Annotated in this window: 12 protein-coding genes and 3 pseudogenes; 6 read left to right on the top strand and 9 right to left on the bottom strand. The window is 50.1% G+C overall.

Annotated features, from left to right (window positions below; translation table 11 throughout):
• Window positions 1–306: 306 nt before the first annotated feature.
• A pseudogene (mdoC, locus tag SYMBAF_RS07020) lies at window positions 307–1,366 on the bottom strand (glucans biosynthesis protein MdoC).
• A 317-nt stretch (window positions 1,367–1,683) separates the two neighbouring features.
• On the opposite strand from mdoC, the gene SYMBAF_RS07015 reads away from it, so the two are divergent.
• A complete protein-coding gene (locus tag SYMBAF_RS07015) occupies window positions 1,684–3,252 on the top strand; it encodes a glucan biosynthesis protein G (RefSeq protein ID WP_082026992.1) in 1,569 nt (522 codons plus the stop codon).
• Window positions 3,245–5,788 (top strand): glucans biosynthesis glucosyltransferase MdoH, encoded by a 2,544-nt coding sequence (gene mdoH, locus SYMBAF_RS07010; RefSeq protein WP_040265729.1) that lies wholly within the window; start codon window positions 3,245–3,247, stop codon window positions 5,786–5,788. Before SYMBAF_RS07015 ends, mdoH begins: the two co-directional genes overlap by 8 nt.
• A gap of 71 nt (window positions 5,789–5,859) precedes the next feature.
• Here mdoH and SYMBAF_RS07005 read toward each other — a convergent pair whose 3' ends face one another.
• Complete coding sequence (locus tag SYMBAF_RS07005) at window positions 5,860–7,401, bottom strand: peptide MFS transporter (RefSeq protein ID WP_040265730.1); 1,542 nt, start codon at window positions 7,399–7,401, stop codon at window positions 5,860–5,862.
• A gap of 56 nt (window positions 7,402–7,457) precedes the next feature.
• Here SYMBAF_RS07005 and SYMBAF_RS07000 point away from each other — a divergent pair, with 56 nt between their 5' ends.
• On the top strand, window positions 7,458–7,712 hold the full coding sequence (locus SYMBAF_RS07000) for a hypothetical protein (protein ID WP_152609143.1): 255 nt from the start codon (window positions 7,458–7,460) through the stop codon (window positions 7,710–7,712).
• 89 nt (window positions 7,713–7,801) lie between these two features.
• Here SYMBAF_RS07000 and SYMBAF_RS06995 read toward each other — a convergent pair whose 3' ends face one another.
• Window positions 7,802–8,722 (bottom strand): Kdo(2)-lipid IV(A) acyltransferase, encoded by a 921-nt coding sequence (locus tag SYMBAF_RS06995; protein WP_040265733.1) that lies wholly within the window; start codon window positions 8,720–8,722, stop codon window positions 7,802–7,804.
• A gap of 991 nt (window positions 8,723–9,713) precedes the next feature.
• Here SYMBAF_RS06995 and SYMBAF_RS06990 point away from each other — a divergent pair.
• Together SYMBAF_RS06990 and trhO are read left to right on the top strand one after the other, a co-directional pair.
• Window positions 9,714–11,375, top strand: coding sequence for an alpha-keto acid decarboxylase family protein (locus SYMBAF_RS06990; RefSeq protein WP_040265734.1), 1,662 nt, complete (start codon window positions 9,714–9,716; stop codon window positions 11,373–11,375).
• A 345-nt stretch (window positions 11,376–11,720) separates the two neighbouring features.
• Entirely contained in the window at window positions 11,721–12,788 is a 1,068-nt protein-coding gene (gene trhO / locus SYMBAF_RS06985) for an oxygen-dependent tRNA uridine(34) hydroxylase TrhO (RefSeq protein ID WP_040265736.1), read from the top strand.
• A 24-nt stretch (window positions 12,789–12,812) separates the two neighbouring features.
• On the opposite strand, the pseudogene SYMBAF_RS06980 reads toward trhO, so the two are convergent.
• Window positions 12,813–12,986, bottom strand: a pseudogene (locus SYMBAF_RS06980) (YceI family protein); the annotation flags it as partial.
• 793 nt (window positions 12,987–13,779) lie between these two features.
• On the opposite strand from SYMBAF_RS06980, the gene SYMBAF_RS06975 reads away from it, so the two are divergent.
• Window positions 13,780–14,948 (top strand): IS3 family transposase gene (locus tag SYMBAF_RS06975; protein WP_152609001.1). Its coding sequence is split into 2 segments (ribosomal slippage): window positions 13,780–14,029 and window positions 14,029–14,948, totalling 1,170 coding nucleotides; the frame shifts between segments, so codons are not numbered across the junction.
• Here SYMBAF_RS06975 and SYMBAF_RS06970 read toward each other — a convergent pair.
• The 5 genes and pseudogenes from SYMBAF_RS06970 to pyrC all read right to left on the bottom strand — a co-directional run bounded on the left by SYMBAF_RS06970 (window position 14,941) and on the right by pyrC (window position 18,446).
• A complete protein-coding gene (locus tag SYMBAF_RS06970) occupies window positions 14,941–15,426 on the bottom strand; it encodes a LuxR family transcriptional regulator (protein WP_237162937.1) in 486 nt (161 codons plus the stop codon). The two genes, SYMBAF_RS06975 and SYMBAF_RS06970, sit on opposite strands and share 8 nt — an antisense overlap.
• 225 nt (window positions 15,427–15,651) lie before the next feature.
• Window positions 15,652–16,430: pseudogene (locus tag SYMBAF_RS06965) on the bottom strand (FAD-dependent oxidoreductase); the annotation flags it as partial.
• A 135-nt stretch (window positions 16,431–16,565) separates the two neighbouring features.
• On the bottom strand, window positions 16,566–16,820 hold the full coding sequence (gene bssS, locus SYMBAF_RS06960) for a biofilm formation regulator BssS (RefSeq protein ID WP_040265739.1): 255 nt from the start codon (window positions 16,818–16,820) through the stop codon (window positions 16,566–16,568).
• A 264-nt stretch (window positions 16,821–17,084) separates the two neighbouring features.
• A complete protein-coding gene (gene dinI / locus SYMBAF_RS06955) occupies window positions 17,085–17,324 on the bottom strand; it encodes a DNA damage-inducible protein I (protein ID WP_040265740.1) in 240 nt (79 codons plus the stop codon).
• A 75-nt stretch (window positions 17,325–17,399) separates the two neighbouring features.
• Complete coding sequence (gene pyrC, locus SYMBAF_RS06950) at window positions 17,400–18,446, bottom strand: dihydroorotase (protein WP_040265742.1); 1,047 nt, start codon at window positions 18,444–18,446, stop codon at window positions 17,400–17,402.
• Window positions 18,447–18,654 lie beyond the last annotated feature (208 nt).

Below are 18,654 nucleotides of genomic sequence, written 5' to 3'. Positions count from 1 at the left end.
GGGGAAAGGGCGGTGCTTGTGAGCACGGATTCCTGATAATGATAACGTGTTTAGTGGGTAAAACGCCAAGGCTGATTGATAAAACAATCAGGCTTTTATTCTTATTTGATAAAGATACGTTGGGCAATGGCGAGGAAGCAACAGAATTCTTTCTTTTATCTATAGTTATCAGTCCAGTGTATTTACGATTTGTTAATATTCCTTACTTTCTGTGAGGCAGGAAAAGAACCAAGGTTCAGCGACCCGTTTCCTTTCCGGCTCGGAGATGCTGTCAAGTACCCATCATGACTGGCAGGGTTCAGGGCGTTATTGCCGTTTACCGGAAAATAGGAAACGCAGTATAGGAATACGTTTATGCAGTCCATATAATACCAAAGATAAAGAGAAGACAAACAGCAGACCCAGCAGGAATCCCAGCAAGTTATTACCGATACCAGGCGTCACAAACGCGCCATATATTATGGTAAGCGGATGGTGCACCAGATATATAAACAGCGAGGCGTTAACCAGATAAGAGATGCGTGGAGAGCGGTAATTTAATAAGCTGTGCCCGAAAGAGAACACCAAATGAGTCATCATAACCCCCAATAGGGCCTTGATCATCACATCTAGCTGTTGTGGGCCATATAGATGCTGGTTTAGCATATAAGCGACAAACAGCAGCAATGAAACCAGCAACACCCATCGAGAACGGCGCAGAAAAATTGCCTTCAGACACGTAAACTTAAACGCATAAGCGCCGAGGATGAAGAACGGCAGATAGGACATCATTTCCATCACCACGATGTTGAACAGAGCATTGGACAATAATTGCGGTGCGAAAATTAAAATAAGGTGGTGCCCGGTTGCATAGGACATGGCATAAACAAGAAAGAGCAGTGAGATTTTATTAGCCCAGTCGTTTTATTTATTAGCACCCCCGATTGAGATTTTTTGGTGCCTTGATTTTTTGTAACAAGTAAAAACAGGCACCGGTCAGCAGTGAGAGCGTTAATAAAAACCATAGATGAGAAACCAGCTCCAAAACAGTGACATTTATTTTCTGATAGAGAGAGAAATCATCCCCGCCGTTTAACTTGTTGGTGAAATGTTTCAGCAGATAAAACTACGGCACGGTTATTAAGGGGATCGCGCTTAGCAACGGGATCGCCACCCGTGCAAGCCTTATCTTTAGCCACTGATGACGCTCGTAGCGCTGGTAGAGCATATAGGAAAAATAGCCGGATATTACGAAAAATACCTGCATGCGGAAGGCGTGGATAAAATCATTCAGCGTCGTCAGAGAAAAGGATAGAGTGGCGCTGTTCACTGACCATACATGGCTGGAATAGATCAAGGAGAGATGGAACGGAACACCGAGCAACATCAAAGAAGCTCGGACTGAATCAAGAAAAAACTCACGTTGGTGGCTACATGTTAGTCATAGGTTACCGTGGGTGATTTAATTGGATGATTATTAACACGCACAATTAAATCGTCAAGGGTTAAGTTGTTATATGAAAATCTACTATACTGATTCTAATTTCTTATAGCGTGTCGTGTTTTGCTACGCGGGTATTTCGTCAATTGTCTAAACCTTAATCAAATAACCGCTAACATGAACCATCCATTTATCATGTTGTCGGACAACTGAAGAATCCCTAGTATGGATTGTTGTTTTTAGCACACGAATTAGGAGGGGATGTGCGAGTTAATCTATTATCCAGGCAATCACGCGCTGTGAATGTTCGTTGGTTAGGTGCCACTGTGCTACTCACGCTGCTTGCTTCACAGGCATGGGCCTTTTCCATTGATGATGTGGTCAAACAGGCGCAGACTCTGGCCGGGAGAGACTTTCAGCCTCCGAAAAGTAACCTGCCTTCTCAGTTCCGTGAGATGAAATTTGCGGACTATCAGCAGATCCAGTTCAATTACGATAAAGCTTATTGGAGTAAACTGAAAACCCCTTTTAAGCTTGAATTTTATCATCAAGGGATGTACTTCGATACCCCAGTGAAGATCAATGAAGTCACCGCCACCCGTGTAAAAGAAATCAAATACAGCCCTAACTACTTCAGTTTCGGTTCAGGTAAGCACGATCCTGAAACGTTGAAGGATCTGGGCTTTGCCGGTTTCAAAATCCTCTACCCTATTAACAGTGCGGGCAAGTACGATGAAATTATGAGCCTGCTGGGTGCAAGTTACTTCCGTGTGGTGGGCAAAGGACAGGTGTACGGGCTTTCTGCGCGTGGCTTGGTGATTGATACCGCTTTGCCGTCTGGTGAAGAGTTCCCGCGTTTTCGTGAATTCTGGGTTGAACGCCCAAAGCCGGGCGACAAGCGCCTAGTGATCTATGCGCTACTGGATTCACCGTGTGCCACTGGTGCTTACCGCTTTGTGGTCTACCCTGGCCGCGACACGATAGTGGATGTCGAGTCCAAAGTGTTCCTGCGCGATAAAGTCGGCAAGCTGGGCATTGCACCGTTGACCAGCATGTTTTTGTTTGGGTCGAGCCAGCCATCGCCGACGTTAAATTACCGTCCAGCGCTGCATGACTCCAATGGCTTGTCGATCCACGCTGGCAACGGTGAGTGGATCTGGCGTCCGCTAAACAATCCAAAACATCTCTCCGTCAGCACCTTCACCGTCGAAAGTCTTAAAGGCTTCGGCCTGTTGCAACGTGGCCGCCACTTTGAGAACTATCAAGATCTGGACGATCGTTACGATCTGCGCCCAAGTGCCTGGATCGAACCGCGTGGTGACTGGGGCAAGGGTAAGGTTGAACTGGTGGAGATCCCGATAGCAGATGAAACCAACGATAACATCGTCGCATTCTGGACCCCAGAGCTATTTCCGGACATTAAAACGCCATTGGCACTGAACTACCGTTTGCGCTTCACCCGCGATGAAGACAAGTTGCAGTCACAGGGTATCGCCTATGTCAGCCAGACCCTGCGCTCCACTGGTGAAGTGAAACAGTATAGCCTGATCCGCGAGCCTGACGGCAGCGTGGCGTTCCTGGTTGACTTCGTCGGCCCGCTGCTAACAGGTTTGGACGCCAGTGCGTCGGTTGCCTCCCAGGTTAGCATCGACGATAACGGTGAGATGGTAGAGAACAACATCCGCTATAATCCTGTGACTAAAGGCTGGCGTCTGACGCTGCGTCTGAAAGTAAAAGACAACCAGAAGCCAGTAGAAATGCGCGCTGCACTGGTCAATGGTGATAAGACCCTATCGGAAACCTGGAGCTATCAGTTACCTGCCAATGAATAAGTCGACTCAAGCTGTTAAAGATTATCTTGCGGCGATGCCTTTGACCGAAGAACGGTCAAAGGCGTTCAGCGTCCAATTGGCGGCGGATGAAGCCCAGGATTTGGCGGCGCTGCATCGCCAGATGGGGGCCTTTGATACTAGCGTCAACCGCCTGTCGGCGGATGATGTAGCGCTGGCTTCGGTCAAGATGCGGATTAAAAGCGCCTGGCCAGATGCGGTCACTGATGACGATTTCGCTACCGACCCGCAAGGGCGGTTTCTGCTTAAGGCAACGCCGCCAATCAAGCGCACCAGCATGTTTCCTGAAGCCTGGTGTACCAACCCGCTGGCACGCTTTTGGCATGCTTTGTGCGGCCGCAAAGTGCCTCGCCGCCGTGCCTCTAAAAAGGAAGCTACGGCGGAGGAGCGCTGGCGATCGGTGGGTTCGATACGTCGCTATGTGCTGCTGGTGCTGATACTGCTACAAACCGGTATCGCCACTTGGTACATGAAAACCATTCTGCCGTATCAGGGGTGGGCGCTGCTCAATCCGCTTGCCCTGTGGAACCAAGAGCTGATGCCATCCGTGCTGCAACTGCTGCCATACGTGTTACAGGCCGGTATCCTGATCCTGTTTGCCATTTTGTTCTGTTGGGTGTCCGCCGGATTTTGGACTGCGCTGATGGGCTTCCTGCAGTTGCTGATCGGCAAAGATAAGTACAGTATTTCCTCCACCATCAAAGGTGATGAGCCGCTTAATCCAGCGCATCGCACCGCGTTGATAATGCCTATCTGCAACGAAGACGTCGAACGCGTATTCGCCGGTTTGCGTGCGACCTACGAGTCAGTTGCCGCCACTGGCCAACTGGAACATTTCGATATCTATGTGCTGAGCGACAGCGACGATCCAGATACCTGCGTGGCGGAGCAAAAAGCTTGGATGGAGCTGTGCCACGATGTTGGTGGCCGCATTTTTTACCGTCGCCGCCGCCGCCGTGTGAAGCGCAAAAGCGGCAATATCGACGACTTTTGCCGCCGTTGGGGCGGTGAATACAGCTATATGGTGATCCTGGACGCCGATAGCGTGATGAGCGGGACGTGTCTTACCGATTTGGTGCGACTGATGGACGCCAACCCGAACGCCGGGATTATTCAATCGGCACCGAAGGCCGCTGGCATGGATACCCTGTATGCACGCATTCAGCAGTTTGCCACTCGGGTGTACGGGCCACTGTTTACCGCCGGGCTGCATTTTTGGCAACTGGGCGAGTCGCACTACTGGGGCCATAACGCCATCATCCGCGTGCAGCCGTTTATCGAACACTGTGCGTTGGCACCGTTGCCTGGTGAGGGGGCTTTCGCTGGCTCGATTTTGTCGCATGACTTCGTCGAAGCCGCGTTGATGCGCCGTGCAGGCTGGGGTGTTTGGATCGCCTACGATCTGCCGGGCAGCTATGAAGAATTGCCACCTAACCTGCTGGATGAGTTGAAGCGCGATCGTCGTTGGTGTCAGGGTAATTTGATGAATTTCCGCTTGTTTCTGGTGAAAGGTATGCACCCGGTGCACCGTGCAGTGTTCCTGACTGGTGTCATGTCTTATTTGTCGGCACCGTTGTGGTTTATGTTCCTGGCGCTGTCTACCGCATTGCAGGTGGTGCATAAACTGGTAGAGCCGGCGTATTTCCTTCAGCCACGGCAGTTGTTTCCGGTTTGGCCGCAGTGGCATCCAGAACTGGCCATTGCGCTGTTCTCCACCACGCTGGTGTTGTTGTTCCTGCCGAAGTTGCTCAGTGTGGTATTGATTTGGGTGAAAGGTGTGAAGCAGTACTGCGGCGCTTTCCGCCTGCTGCTCTCAATGCTGCTGGAAATGCTGTTCTCGATACTGTTAGCACCGGTACGTATGCTGTTCCACACCTTGTTCGTGGTCAGCGCATTCCTTGGTTGGGAAGTGGTGTGGAATTCACCGCAGCGTGATGACGACGATACGCCATGGGGCGAGGCGTTCAAACGCCACGGTGGGCAGATGCTGCTGGGCCTGGTGTGGGCCGGTGGCATGGCGAAGCTGGATCTGCGCTTCCTGTGGTGGCTGTCGCCGATCGTGTTCTCGCTGATCCTGTCGCCATTTGTCTCGGTGCTGTCGAGCCGTGCGACGTTGGGCATGAAGAGTAAGCGTGCCAAGCTGTTCCTGATACCAGAAGAGTACTCACCGCCGTGCGTACTGCTGGCGACTGAACAATATTTGCAACTTAACCGCCGTCGTGCGCTGACCAACGGTTTTATGCACGCGGTGGTCAACCCGTCCTTCAATGCACTGTCCACCTCGCTGGCAACGGCGCGTCACCATTTACGCGCGGCGATTGAACGCAACCGCGAAGCGCGGGTGAATGAAGCGCTGGATCTGGGGCCGGAAAAACTGGTGAAGGATAAACGCCTGGAACTGTTGAGTGATCCGGTGGCGCTGTCGCGCCTGCATCAGCGCATCTGGCAGCAGCCAGAAGGTGCTGCCTGGCGTGAGCACTACCAGCAGTTGCCCCATAACCCGCTGAGCCAGCGTTAACCGCAGGTTCTGTGGTTCTCTGACGTGGAATGCGCATGGGCGCATTCCACGATTCTTTGCCGCATTCTGCTTTACTGGAGAACGCTGCTTTTGGTCTGGGTATTTTCCAGCATGCGACGCACTGGCTTGATTAGCACCATCAGCACGGCGGCACAGATCAGCAAGGCGATGGTACAGCGGGCGAACAGACTTGGCAGCATGTCCAATTGATCGGCCTTGACATGGCCGCCGATCAGGCCGGCTGCCAGGTTGCCCAGCGCGGTGGCGCAGAACCATAGCCCCATCATCTGGCCGCGTATTCTTTCTGGTGCCAGCAGGGTCATGGTGGCCAGGCCAACGGGGCTTAGGCACAGCTCACCCAACGTCAGCATCAAAATACTGCCAACCAGCCACAGCGGCGACACGCCCGTACCACCGTTGACCAGCACGTGCTGGGCAGCCAGCATCATCAGGCCAAAGCCGGCAGCGGCAAACAAAATGCCGATACTAAATTTGGTCATGCTGCTCAGGTGCACCTGGTTACGCACCAGTGCTGGCCATGCCCAACTGAAGACTGGTGCCAGCAGGATAATGAACAGGGCGTTGATTGATTGGAACCACACTGCTGGGATTTCGACGTCGCCGATCATGCGGTGAGTATAGTCGTTGGCAAACAGATTGAACGACGTCGGTTTTTGCTCAAATGCTGACCAGAAAAAAGCGGCGGAAACCAGCAGGATAAAGCACACCAGCAAACGTGCGCGTTCCTTTCTGTTCAGGCCGGCAAAGACGAATAGGCAGATAAAGTACAGGGTGACCGATGCGGCAATCACGTACACCAGGATGCTGGCGACTGCCACAGGATGAATCACTATCACGCCTTGTGCGATCAGGGCGATAATGACTGCCACGCCAACCACCAACGTCAGCAGCCAGGCACCCACGCCGCGTCTCTTGGTTACTGGAGTGTTCCAGGTGGCATCCAGACCCACTTCGCTGTCATAACGTTTCATCGCTGGCACCGCGAATACGCGGAAGATCAGTAACGCCACTAGCATCCCGATACCCCCGATACCGAAGCCCCAATGCCAGCCGTGTGATGTGATCAGCCAGCCGGAAATTAACGGCGCGATAAACGAACCTATGTTAATGCCCATGTAGAACAGTGAGAAACCGCCGTCACGGCGCGTATCGTTTTTGCTGTATAGCGTGCCGACCATCACTGAGATGCAGGTCTTGAACAGGCCGGTACCGAGCACGATGAGCATCAGGCCGATGAAGAACAAACTGTCGCCGATGATGGCGGAGAGGGCGATCGACAGGTGGCCGAGGGCGATCAGAATCGAGCCGTACCACACGGCTTTTTGCTGACCAAGCCAGTTATCCGCCAGCCAGCCGCCTGGCAGCGCAGCCAGATACATGCTGCCAGCGAAGATGCCGACGATCGCTGAGGCGTTTGTACGCGTCAGCCCCATGCCACCGTCATAAACGGTGGCCGCCATAAACAAGATTAACAATGGGCGAATACCGTAAAACGAGAACCGTTCCCACATTTCAGTGAAAAACAGCGAACCAATCGGATAAGGATGACCGAAGAAGGTTCGGCTTTCTTTTTTATTAACAGAGGATTGCATAATGTTATTCCCAATAAAGTACGCCGTGTTGCTATAGCCGATGCGATGGTGCTTATGTGTATTTAAGAAAGATGGTTGCCCAAGGCACATTACCCGACAAAGCCGCAGCGCCTAAGGATCGAGAAAAATACGCGAGTTATGGCGTTATTTTAGCCAAGAATTTACATTTTTTATTAAAAAATCAACTATTTGATAGCTTTGTGATGGATTTTTCCAAGCGCTATATCTCATTTTTAAAGAAAAAGTTGACCCTTATTTGGCACGAAAACGCGAGATGCACAGGGAGTATGACTAAGCTGTCTGGTCATTGATCGCCAGCGGCGCTCACGTGCAATTGCGGGACACAGCTTATAGGGTAAACGGGCCATTGACCCATTTAGTAAGTTGCCACCGGGTGGCATCAGTACAGCGAAGGCGCACCTTCCGGGCGTGTTTTAAAGCGACGGTGTAGCCACATGTATTGATCCGGTGCCATCAGGATCTCTTTCTCTACCACCTTGTTCATAAAGGCGGCTGCCTCGAATTCATTATTCAACGGAAAGTGTGCTACCTCCGGCTGAATAATTAGCTCATAACCTTTGCCACCAGGCAACCGACGCGGGGTGAAGGGAATAATCGCCGGTTTTCCCATGCGTACCAGCAGGTAGCTACCCGTGGTAGTGGCGGCTTGTTCCACGGCGAATAGCGGGGCGAACACACTGCTACGTGGGCCGTAATCATGGTCTGGCGCGTACCAAATGATATCGCCTTGTTTCAGCGCGCGGATCATGCCTTTAAGGTCTTTGCGATCCAACATTGATTTATTGGAGCGCATGCGGCCCCAGGTTTGCAGCCAATCCATCAGCTTATTGTCATGTGGCCGATAGACGCCGATGCCTGGGTTATGAATGCCGAAAATGCGAGCGCCTAATTCCAGCGTCAGAAAGTGCAGGCCAATCAGCAGTACGCCCTGATGGTGAGTTTGTGCTTTTTGAATGTGCTCCAGACCGCTGATCTGGAACCAGCGCTCAATGCGCCAGTTTGGCCAAAACCAGGCCATACCGGTTTCAAACAGCCCCATACCGACAGATTCGAAGTTTTTCACCACCAGCGCATCATGCTCAGCCTGAGGCATCTTCGGAAAGCACAACGTCAGGTTACGTTTGGCGATAGCGACACGACGCTTCAGAAAGTACATCGAAAATCGCCCAAGCGAAGTACCGAGCTGATAGATAATCGGATAAGGCAGTAGCACTAGTAGGTAGAGTAAACCGATACCGAACCAGGTAAGCCAGTAACGTGGATGCAATAAAGAGCGAGTGAAAGAGGGAACTTGGGCCATGTGTTCTCAGTTTGGAAGCAGTCATTTAACGATCATAACAGAGTCATAGTAGAGTCTGGTAATCAAAGCAGCAAGGATAAGACAGTAATCTAGCGGCCTCAATATGATAAGCATAACTATTTTTTCGTGGCAAGATACTACATTCCCCAGCGTATCGGGGATAATCACTGATTCTTTACGGGATAGCACTTCCCCGGTACCCACTTTTATTTTAAGCCAATCATTCCTCTTTTTTACCAGAAAAATAAAAACGGGGTAATGTTTAGGTCATTAAGGGTATAGAATACCGAGAAGAAACTTTCGCCGAAATATTTTCAGTGTGTTTTATGCTGCGAGATGCTTTTAAGCAGGTGAGGATTTTTTACGATATCATCAAAGAGCGTTGATAAGTCTGTGCTACATTAAAATTACTAGAATGTCTTCGCTTTATCGAAACGGTCCTTAAAATAAATCACCAATTGCGATTATGTCAAATTTCAGCTCTGATTCGGCATTGTCCATTTTTCTTGTACATCTATTAATCTCAGATAAAGCAGTTCCAACAGACCGCTTTCATTAGGAAAATTGGGCGATTTAATGATCTTTTAAGTGTGGTTATTTTTATATTTATTTTCAATGCTTTAACGCATTTTTTGGTCGGGTTAAATGGTGAATTTGGAATCCATTAACTGTTTGGGTGGCAGTATTAAAACCCCATCTTTCCCTGTCAGTGTCTGACCTGATTGGAGTATTTTAATGACTTTGTCGCAATTAAAAGGTTAGGACAGGCACCATTATTTTTGAATGAATATTAACTTGAATGACTCAGAATGCATAACACTTCTATTTTATTATCGTTCGGTGACTATCTAAACGCTCACCTTTAATATGTGGGCAATGACACAGAATTATGAACAGGTTGTTGTTAGCCAACTTTGGACATGGAAATATAGCGGTAATTCCTTTCTTTTTTGACACTGTATCCATTCATATTTATAGGTAGGTTATTATCATGAATAAAAACTATACCGTTTCAAATTACCTCCTCGATCGTCTGGCTCAAATTGGTATTCGCCATTTCTTCGGTGTGCCGGGTGATTATAATTTACAGTTTCTCGATCACATTATCGATCACCAACACATCACTTGGGTTGGCTGTACCAACGAGCTTAATGCTGCCTATGCTGCCGATGGTTATGCGCGCTGCAAACCGGCGGCAGCGCTGCTAACCACCTTCGGCGTGGGTGAACTGAGTGCAGTGAACGGCATCGCCGGTAGCTATGCTGAATACCTGCCGGTGATCCACGTGGTTGGCGCGCCAACACTGCGCGCCCAGCAAGCCGGCTATTTACTGCATCATTCGCTGGGAGATGGTGATTTCGGTCATTTTGCCCGCATGGCGAAAGAGGTGACCATCGCCCAGACTTGCCTGACCCCCTACAACGCTGAGGCAGAAATCGATCGTCTGCTGACCACTGCACTATTTGAGCGCCGTCCTGTGTATCTGGTGCTTCCCTGCGATGTAGCAGACACGCCGTTGGTTTCACGGCCAGTACCAATGACGTTGCGTCAGGCCAACCTGTCTGAAATGTCACTGCAAGAATTTATCGTGGCAGCTTGTGAAAAACTACAGTCAGCATGCCGGGTCTCAGTACTGGCGGATTTTTTGGTAGATCGCTTCAATGCTGACGTGGTGCTGGATCAATGGATGAATGAAGTTAAGATGCCTCATTCCACCCTGCTGCATGGCAAAAGCGTGGTGGACGAAACTCACGCCAGCTTTACCGGCACTTACCTCGGTGCAGCCAGCTTTCCGCAAGTTAAACGATGGATAGAAGATGCAGATGTAGTGATCAACGTCGGGGTGTTGTTCACTGACATCATCACTGCTGTTTTCAGCCACCACCTGCCGATGGAGAAATGCATCACTATCCACCCATTCGAGGCGCGAGTTGGGCAACAGGTGTTCAGTCAGATCCCGATGCAAGATGCGGTTAAAGCGCTGCACCAGCTAAGCCTATCGCTGGCAAAACAGTGGCGGTTGCCGGTGATTAGTCGCCCAACACTACCGAATGCCAACGGCAGCAGACTCAATCAGCGCATCTTTTGGCGGCAAATTCAGGATTTTCTGCGGCCGGGTGATATTGTATTTGCCGATCAGGGGACCGCCTGCTTTGGCGCGGCTACGCTGACTTTGCCGCAAGGCTGTAAATTTATCGTCCAGTCATTGTGGGCCTCGATTGGCTATACCTTGGCCGCGGCGTTTGGCGCACAGATTGCCGAGCCGAACCGCCGCGTGGTGCTGTTGATTGGCGACGGTGCGGCGCAGCTTACCGTGCAGGAACTGGGATCGATGCTGCGAGATGGGCTGAAGCCAGTGATCTTCTTGTTGAACAACCAGGGGTATACCATTGAGCGTGCAATCCGCGGTTCTGAACAGCGTTACAACGATATTGCCCAGTGGAACTGGACACTATTATTACAGGCGCTGGCCAACGAACATCCGGTACAGACGCTGCAGGTCACTGAACCGGAGCAACTGCAGCAGGCACTGCTTGAAGTGGCAGATTGTCGCCAGTTAGCTTTTATTGAAGTGGTACTACCAAAGATGGATATCCCAGAATTGCTGAGTTTCATCTCGCGAGCTATCCAGAAGAGCAACACTGTTTTGTGAACAGTGTTTATGCCAATCCAGAACTAGCGATTAGTGATGAGCCGTTGCCGAACAGCAACTGAACCCGCACTTCTGATTTCATGCAATATAGGCGTTTTACTATTAAGCTCTGGCAATTCCTGCACCGCGATCATTTTCTGCTGTAGTGGGAAATAGGGATCAGAACCGCTGTTTAGGAATGCAACCCTAGAGTCAGGAAGAGGGCCTGACCAAACTTGCTGTAGAGTGCAAATGTTTCGGCCAGCGCACAGGCACCTAGGCTGATGCTGCACAGCGCGTTATTTTCGAGTATTATCTGCGCCGTGCAGTAAATCAGTCACCTCCCGAAAGACAGGAAAGTACACCATGCCAGTGTTACATAACCGAATTTCTAATGAGGAACTAAAGGCGCGCATGCTGGCTGAAACCGAGCCGCGTACCACAGTTTCTTTTTATCAATACTTTGCTATCGACGATCCCAAAGCGTTTCGTGACAACCTTTATATCCAGTTCGACAAGCTAAAGGTGTTCGGCCGCGTTTACGTGGCAAAAGAGGGCATCAACGCGCAAATTAGCGTGCCACAAAACAATTTTGCTGCTTTCAAAGATGTGCTGTTTGCCTCACACCCGGCGCTGGATCAGGTGCGTCTAAATATCGCGTTGGAAGACGACGGCAAATCCTTTTGGGTGTTGCGCCTGAAAGTGCGTGAGCGCATTGTGGCTGACGGCATTGATGACGATAGTTTTAACCCGGAAAATGTTGGTGAATATCTGCAAGCCGATCGCGTTAACCAAATGATCGATGATCCAGATACGCTGTTTGTCGATATGCGCAATCACTATGAGTATGAAGTGGGTCACTTTGAAAATGCCATTGAGGTGCCTTCAGATACCTTCCGTGAGCAACTGCCGATGGCGGTTGAGATGTTACAGGATAGCAAAGACAAGAACATTGTCATGTACTGTACTGGCGGCATTCGCTGTGAAAAAGCCAGCGCCTACATGCGACATAACGGGTTTGAAAACGTTTACCATGTAGAAGGCGGGATTATTGAATATGCGCGCAAGGCGAAAGAGCAAGGGCTACCGCTGAAGTTTGTCGGCAAAAACTTTGTGTTCGATGAGAGAATGGGCGAACGGATCACTGATGATGTGATCGCCCATTGCCACCAATGTGGCATACCATGCGATACCCATACCAACTGTAAAAACCAGGGTTGCCACCTGTTGTTTATTCAGTGTCCAAGTTGCACCGCCAAGTTTGAAGGCTGTTGCAGTGAGATCTGCCGCGAAGAGCTGGAGCTACCGCGTGAAGAGCAACGCGAACGTCGCGCTAAGCGTGGGAGTGGCATAAAGATCTTTAATAAGGCGAAAGGTCTACTGCGTACCACGATGCACCTTCCAGCACAAGAAAAAGCCGGGTCGGCCAAATGAAGAGCGCGGCGATTGCCGCGTTTTTTATGACTTCTCGCGCACACCTTCAACGGAAATAATCAATTCCACGTTCTGTGCAGTTGGGCCCAGATCGGTGATGATGCCGAAGTCTTTCAGCTTGATCTTGCCGCTGGTTTCAAAGCCAGCACAGTAACCGTCCCAAGGATCATTCTCTTGACCAATCAGCTTGGTAGCCAGCTCGTGCAGCAGCGAAAGCACGATCACGGCCCAGGCCAGGTAAAGGGTATCGGTAATGCCAGTATGCTCGGCCATGCTGCTGATGGTGGTGGGAACCTAAAACTAGCCGAACACGCTGATTGGCTAGCCACCTGCGGGGAGAAAAGATAGCCGTTGATCAGAATGCTAAACGGCATTACATACAGCGTTGGTTGAATCAGGCTGCTACTGATACGCGTAACGCGTCTGTGACGAGTCAGCAGTATGCCAATACCTTTATGGTTCTTCTGTGCCTGATGATACCAAGCATAGTAATAGCCCTGCGTTACTCTCCACAGACCAAAAGCGAACATAATGTACGCAATCAGTGCCACTAGCGCGTGGATCAACACTGAAATTGACCGCAATTTTCGGCGATGTTTTTCCAAAGCATCGTTCTTATTTACCTTACTCATTATTTGTTATATTTGCACAATCATCGAACGTCAGCGAGCAGGAAATCGAGAATAAATTTAACTATGGTGACTACTTTAGAGTATGAGTCAGTGGTTTTGCTTAATAGCACTGGAGTGAGTTAACTTAGAGCCTATCCCAGTAAGCGTAGATTGTTGCAGCCAGTTTACACACCGACTGCGCGCAATAACCGCAGCGTACATGGAGTAGGTGAGGATGGTGAGCACTGCCCAGGGCAAAAATGACACATACAAACCCTGGGCTAATATAAAGCCCGCTAGCAAAGGTTTGTAGTGGCACACTGAATTTGGCCACCTGAACAGAGGTGATATGCTCACCTCAGGACATTACAGGTGCTTCAATGAAAAAAAGAAATTTCAGTGCAGAGTTCAAACGCGAATCCGCTCAACTGGTCGTTGACCAGAACTACACCGTGGCAGATGCAGCCAGTGCTATGGATGTCGGCCTTTCCACAATGACGCGATGGGTGAAGCAGTTGCGTGATGAGCGGCAGGGAAAAATACCTAAAGCCTCTCCCATTACTCCTGAACAAATTGAAATACGTGAGCTGAGGAAAAAAATACAACGTATTGAAATGGAAAACGAAATATTAAAAAAGGCTACCGCGCTCTTGATGTCAGACTCCCTGAACAGTTCTCGATAATCGGGAAACTCAGAGCGCATTATCCGGTGGTCACACTCTGCCACGTGTTCGGGGTTCATCGCAGCAGCTACAAATACTGGAAAAACCGTCCTGAAAAACCAGATGGCAGACGAGCTGTATTACGCAGCCAGGTACTGGAACTGCATAGCGTCAGCCATGGCTCTGCTGGCGCAAGGAGTATCGCAACTATGGCAACCATGAAGGGCTTCAGGATGGGACGATGGCTCGCCGGCAGGCTCATGAAAGAGCTGGGGCTGGTCAGTTGTCAACAGCCCACTCATCGGTATAAATGCGGTGGCCTTGAACACATCGCTATCCCGAATCACCTTGAGCGGCAGTTCGCAGTGACAGAGCCTAATCAGGTGTGGTGTGGCGATGTGACCTATATCTGGACAGGCAGGCGCTGGGCCTACCTCGCCGTTGTTCTCGACCTGTTCGCGAGAAAACCGGTGGGCTGGGCAATGTCGTTCTCACCGGACAGCAGGCTGACCATCAAAGCGCTGGAGATGGCGTGGGAGGCCCGGGGAAAACCAGCCGGAGTGATGTTCCACAGCGATCAGGGCAGCCATTACACAAGCAGACAGTTCCGGCAGTCACTGTGGAGGTATCGGATCAGACAGAGTATGAGTCGGCGTGGAAACTGCTGGGATAATAGCCCAATGGAGCGCTTCTTCAGGAGTCTGAAGAACGAATGGGTACCGGTGACGGGTTACATAAACTTCAGCGATGCAGCCCACGCAATAACGGACTATATCGTTGGGTATTACAGCGCGCTCAGGCCGCATGAATATAACGGTGGGTTACCACCAAACGAATCGGAAAACCGATACTGGAAAAACTCTAACGCGGTGGCCAGTTTTAGTTGACCACTACAATTTGCAGTTTTCTGGCAATGCGGTAGTTAGGCATTTCTGCCATCCAATATTCCATCACCATCAGTTCCTGCGGACTAAACAGTGAGTGTTGACCATCATCACCTAACAGAGGGAACGGGTTTTCCCGTAGGGTACGCAGAGTGACGGGCAGGACACTTTTGTTGAATAGGAACACTTTATCGGCGATGCGCATTGGCGTTTTGTTGTATGGGTATGGCGTATCTAGATAGATAAATGATAGTGCTGATTGGCTGGCTGCCTTAAATGCCTGAAGCTGCGCATTATCTCTGTTATAGCGGCAGTAATTGGTCAGGTTCACCAAGATGTGACTTGCTTGGAAGTTGGTCAGCAATGGCATGGCCTGCTCGATACTGTGGCAGCACTTTACCGAAGCGAAACCACTGTCAGCATAATAGCTGGCGATACCGACTTGGGTGAAGCAGCATGCGTCCACGGCAAGCAGTTTCATGGTGCCCTCCTTGTTGATGGTGCTTAAAGCCGCTAGGGCATTTCGCCTGCAAAATAGGGCTTACACGAGAGAGGAACAATACGGAAATTCAACAGGCAGATATAATAATACTACTGTTAAATTTTTACTTGATATGAAAAGAATTAGCAAGTTAATAAACCTAACCTGATAGAAATTTGCCCGCTGCAGCCGGATGGCCGAAACGGGATCTGCTGGAGAGGGGCAGTTAAATCGCTGTAGTACAAAAGCGGAGAGGCCCACCGACGGTGTTTTATTTTGGGCAAACAATGTAGCCACTTCGCCCAACACGCTGGAAAATTTAAAGCCGTGACCACTTAGATCAGTGATCACCATCAGATCCTTGCACCCCGGTAGGGTGTCGATAATGAAGTCTTCGTCTGGGGTCATATCATAACTGCAAGCTTCACCTTGTAAACATACGCCTACACCCGGTAAAAACTGCCGCAGGAAACTGAAGATTTCATGACCGTCGCTGGTATAGCTGCTGAAGGATTTTCTCTGCTCTGACGCGGCAACAGGGCTTTAACCCAAGTTCCGGCTGTAACCACGGCTTTGCGGCTTCGGAAACAATCTTCCCGGTTGTTACCTCGATCCCGCCGTCAATAGGTGCTACTGCACTAACCGGGCAGTTGAACAGTTGGTGACAGCCTGCTTCATTGGTCAGTTTAATCAAGCAAGTTACTGCCCGTTCTGAACGCAGCAAACCGGCATCTGGCTCCAACACCCCACAGGGTTGGAACAGTGCTTCTGCGGTTTTTTGGATCAAAGCATTCCATAAAGCTTGAGCATGCAATACCCGTGGCACGTACTTCTCACCTTCACTGTAGGCATGCCGGATGATATGGGTATCGCCGTAATGACTGCCGTGACGGTGTGGGGGCATGGCGCTATCGAATCAGCACTTTCAGGCCAGCTTGCGATGCATAGTAGCCTATCGCTGCGCCTACTGAACCACTGCCTATCACAATTAAGTCATATTCCACGTACCTATTCTCTCTGTTTAGATGTCGCTTGGCGGATTATGATAAAAGGTCGGCTACGACAATGCATCTGTCGTGCGGCACTCAGGCAAAAAAGCGCCGAGATAGTCACGGCGCTCCAGGTTTTGGCTCAGTGAATCAATGTTTGCTTATATCGTGAGCTTGATACTCTGTAGACTGAATCTTGGCGATACCGGCTTCTAATATGTTGATTAATTGACGAGCGACATCTGTAGTGAGCCAAAGCGTTCTGTCTACTTGAGCTTCTTCGGGCGTTTGGTCTAGTGAAGACAGGTAATGAAGGCGTATCATCATGGCATCGTAAATATCGACAGTACTGATATCCCAACCCACAAGCGGGTGTGTCTGAATTACTTCATCGTTTCTGTCCATAAAGACCCCTTATTAAGTAGCAACTACCCTGAGTGACTAACGAGGATCAATGCGGCTCATCATCATGAGAGCAACTACAGTATACGCATCTGCTTGCATTGTTGGCGCTTTTCACCACCTATTTTGCAAAATAAATATTTATTCACCAATTTTATCGGTGAATTGAATGATTAATAATGGTTGGACACGAGTTGGGTGGCGGGATGCCGAAAACAAAACAGTTGGAGAACTAGGCAAGCATAGGTAAAAACAGCATTGCAATATTTATTCTGTGCTGAACCACTCGTCCGCGCTTTCCCACGTTTCTTGGCGTATTTCCTCGATCAGATCCCGATCGGTTTTCCTCCCCCGTAGCACTGAAAGCCCGTTAGCGCTGGCATAACGTACCTGAATTACGGCGTCAGGAAATTGGCGGTTCACCCGCTTGCTCAGCTCGATGGTCAGAGCCTCAATAGCTCCTGATGGCGGCGGCTTGGTTTTATCTATAGTGACTTCAACACGCATATTTGCTCCTGAAGTATTTTACTGTTTATTTATATAGTTTTCCTCTGTGGGAGCAATAATAACGCTAAATAAAGATTAGCCCTTTAGCGACCAGTTCAGGGGTTCGCCAGCAAGGAAAGGTATGACAGATTCGTTGCCCAGAGCTATCTCTGCTGGTTGAGTGGTCGGCACGCGTTGCAGCTCGATAAAATCTTCATTGACCGGTAGGCCATAGAAGCGCGGCCCGTTCAGTGAGCAGAACGCTTCAAGGTGTTGCAACGCGTCTAGTTGCTCAAAGACAGTGGCGTAGGCCGATATCGCGTTCGGGGCGTTGAACACGCCTGCGCAACCGCAGTCGGATTCTTTGCGGTGTTTGGTGTGCGGTGCTGAGTCAGTACCGAGAAAAAAACGATCTGAACCGCTGGTGGCCGCTTTACACAGCGCTGCCTGATGAATATTGCGTTTGAGGATCGGCAGACAAAACAGATGCGGACGAATGCCTCCAACCAACATATGGTTGCGATTGAACATCAGATGTTGCGGTGTGATAGTGGCACCAAGGAATCGATCGCCTTCCTGCACATATTGAACCGCTTCATTGGTGGTGATGTGCTCGAAGACGATTTTTAGTTCGGGGAACTGTAGGCGGATTGGCTCCATCACTTGTTCAATAAAGCGCGCCTCGCGGTCAAAGATATCGACAGCGACATCGGTGACTTCTCCGTGGATCAGCAGCGGCATGCCGATTTTTTGCATTTTCTCAAACAGTGAATAAATGCCTTTTACATCGCTCACGCCGTGGCTGGAGTTGGTGGTGGCGTTTGCTGGATACAGTTTGGCGGCGGTAAACACACCTTGTTCAAATCCGTTAACGAGTTCGTTAGCGGAGAGAGAGTTGGTCAGGTAGCAGGTCATCAGCGGGGTGAAGATGTCGCCCTGCGGCACGGCGGCCAGAATGCGCTGACGGTAGGCGCGAGCGGCGTCCACAGTGGTGATTGGCGGAGCCAGGTTCGGCATCACTACCGCCCGGCTAAACACCTGACTGGTATAGGGCACTACCATTTTCAGCATCTCGCCGTCACGCAGATGGATATGCCAGTCATCAGGGCGGCGAATTTTCAGGGCTTGGGGTTGTGCAGTCATGGTGCTGGCTCCGGCGGTCAGAAAACGTTTATGTATAAGCGAATAATGGGGTTATCCACGCCGGGGTGTAAGGATAAGCGGAAAATGCCCTTGATGCATCTGTTTGTTGCAGCCAAGTTCAAATCAATTGACTATTGGTCACCTAGTGGTAGGGATTTTAATGATCCTGGTGATTGAAGCGCCCGGAGCCTGGTCTTTATCATCTGGA

Source organism: Serratia symbiotica, assembly GCF_000821185.2.
Classification (GTDB): domain Bacteria; phylum Pseudomonadota; class Gammaproteobacteria; order Enterobacterales; family Enterobacteriaceae; genus Serratia; species Serratia symbiotica.
This window is presented reverse-complemented; position numbering and strand designations above follow the sequence as displayed.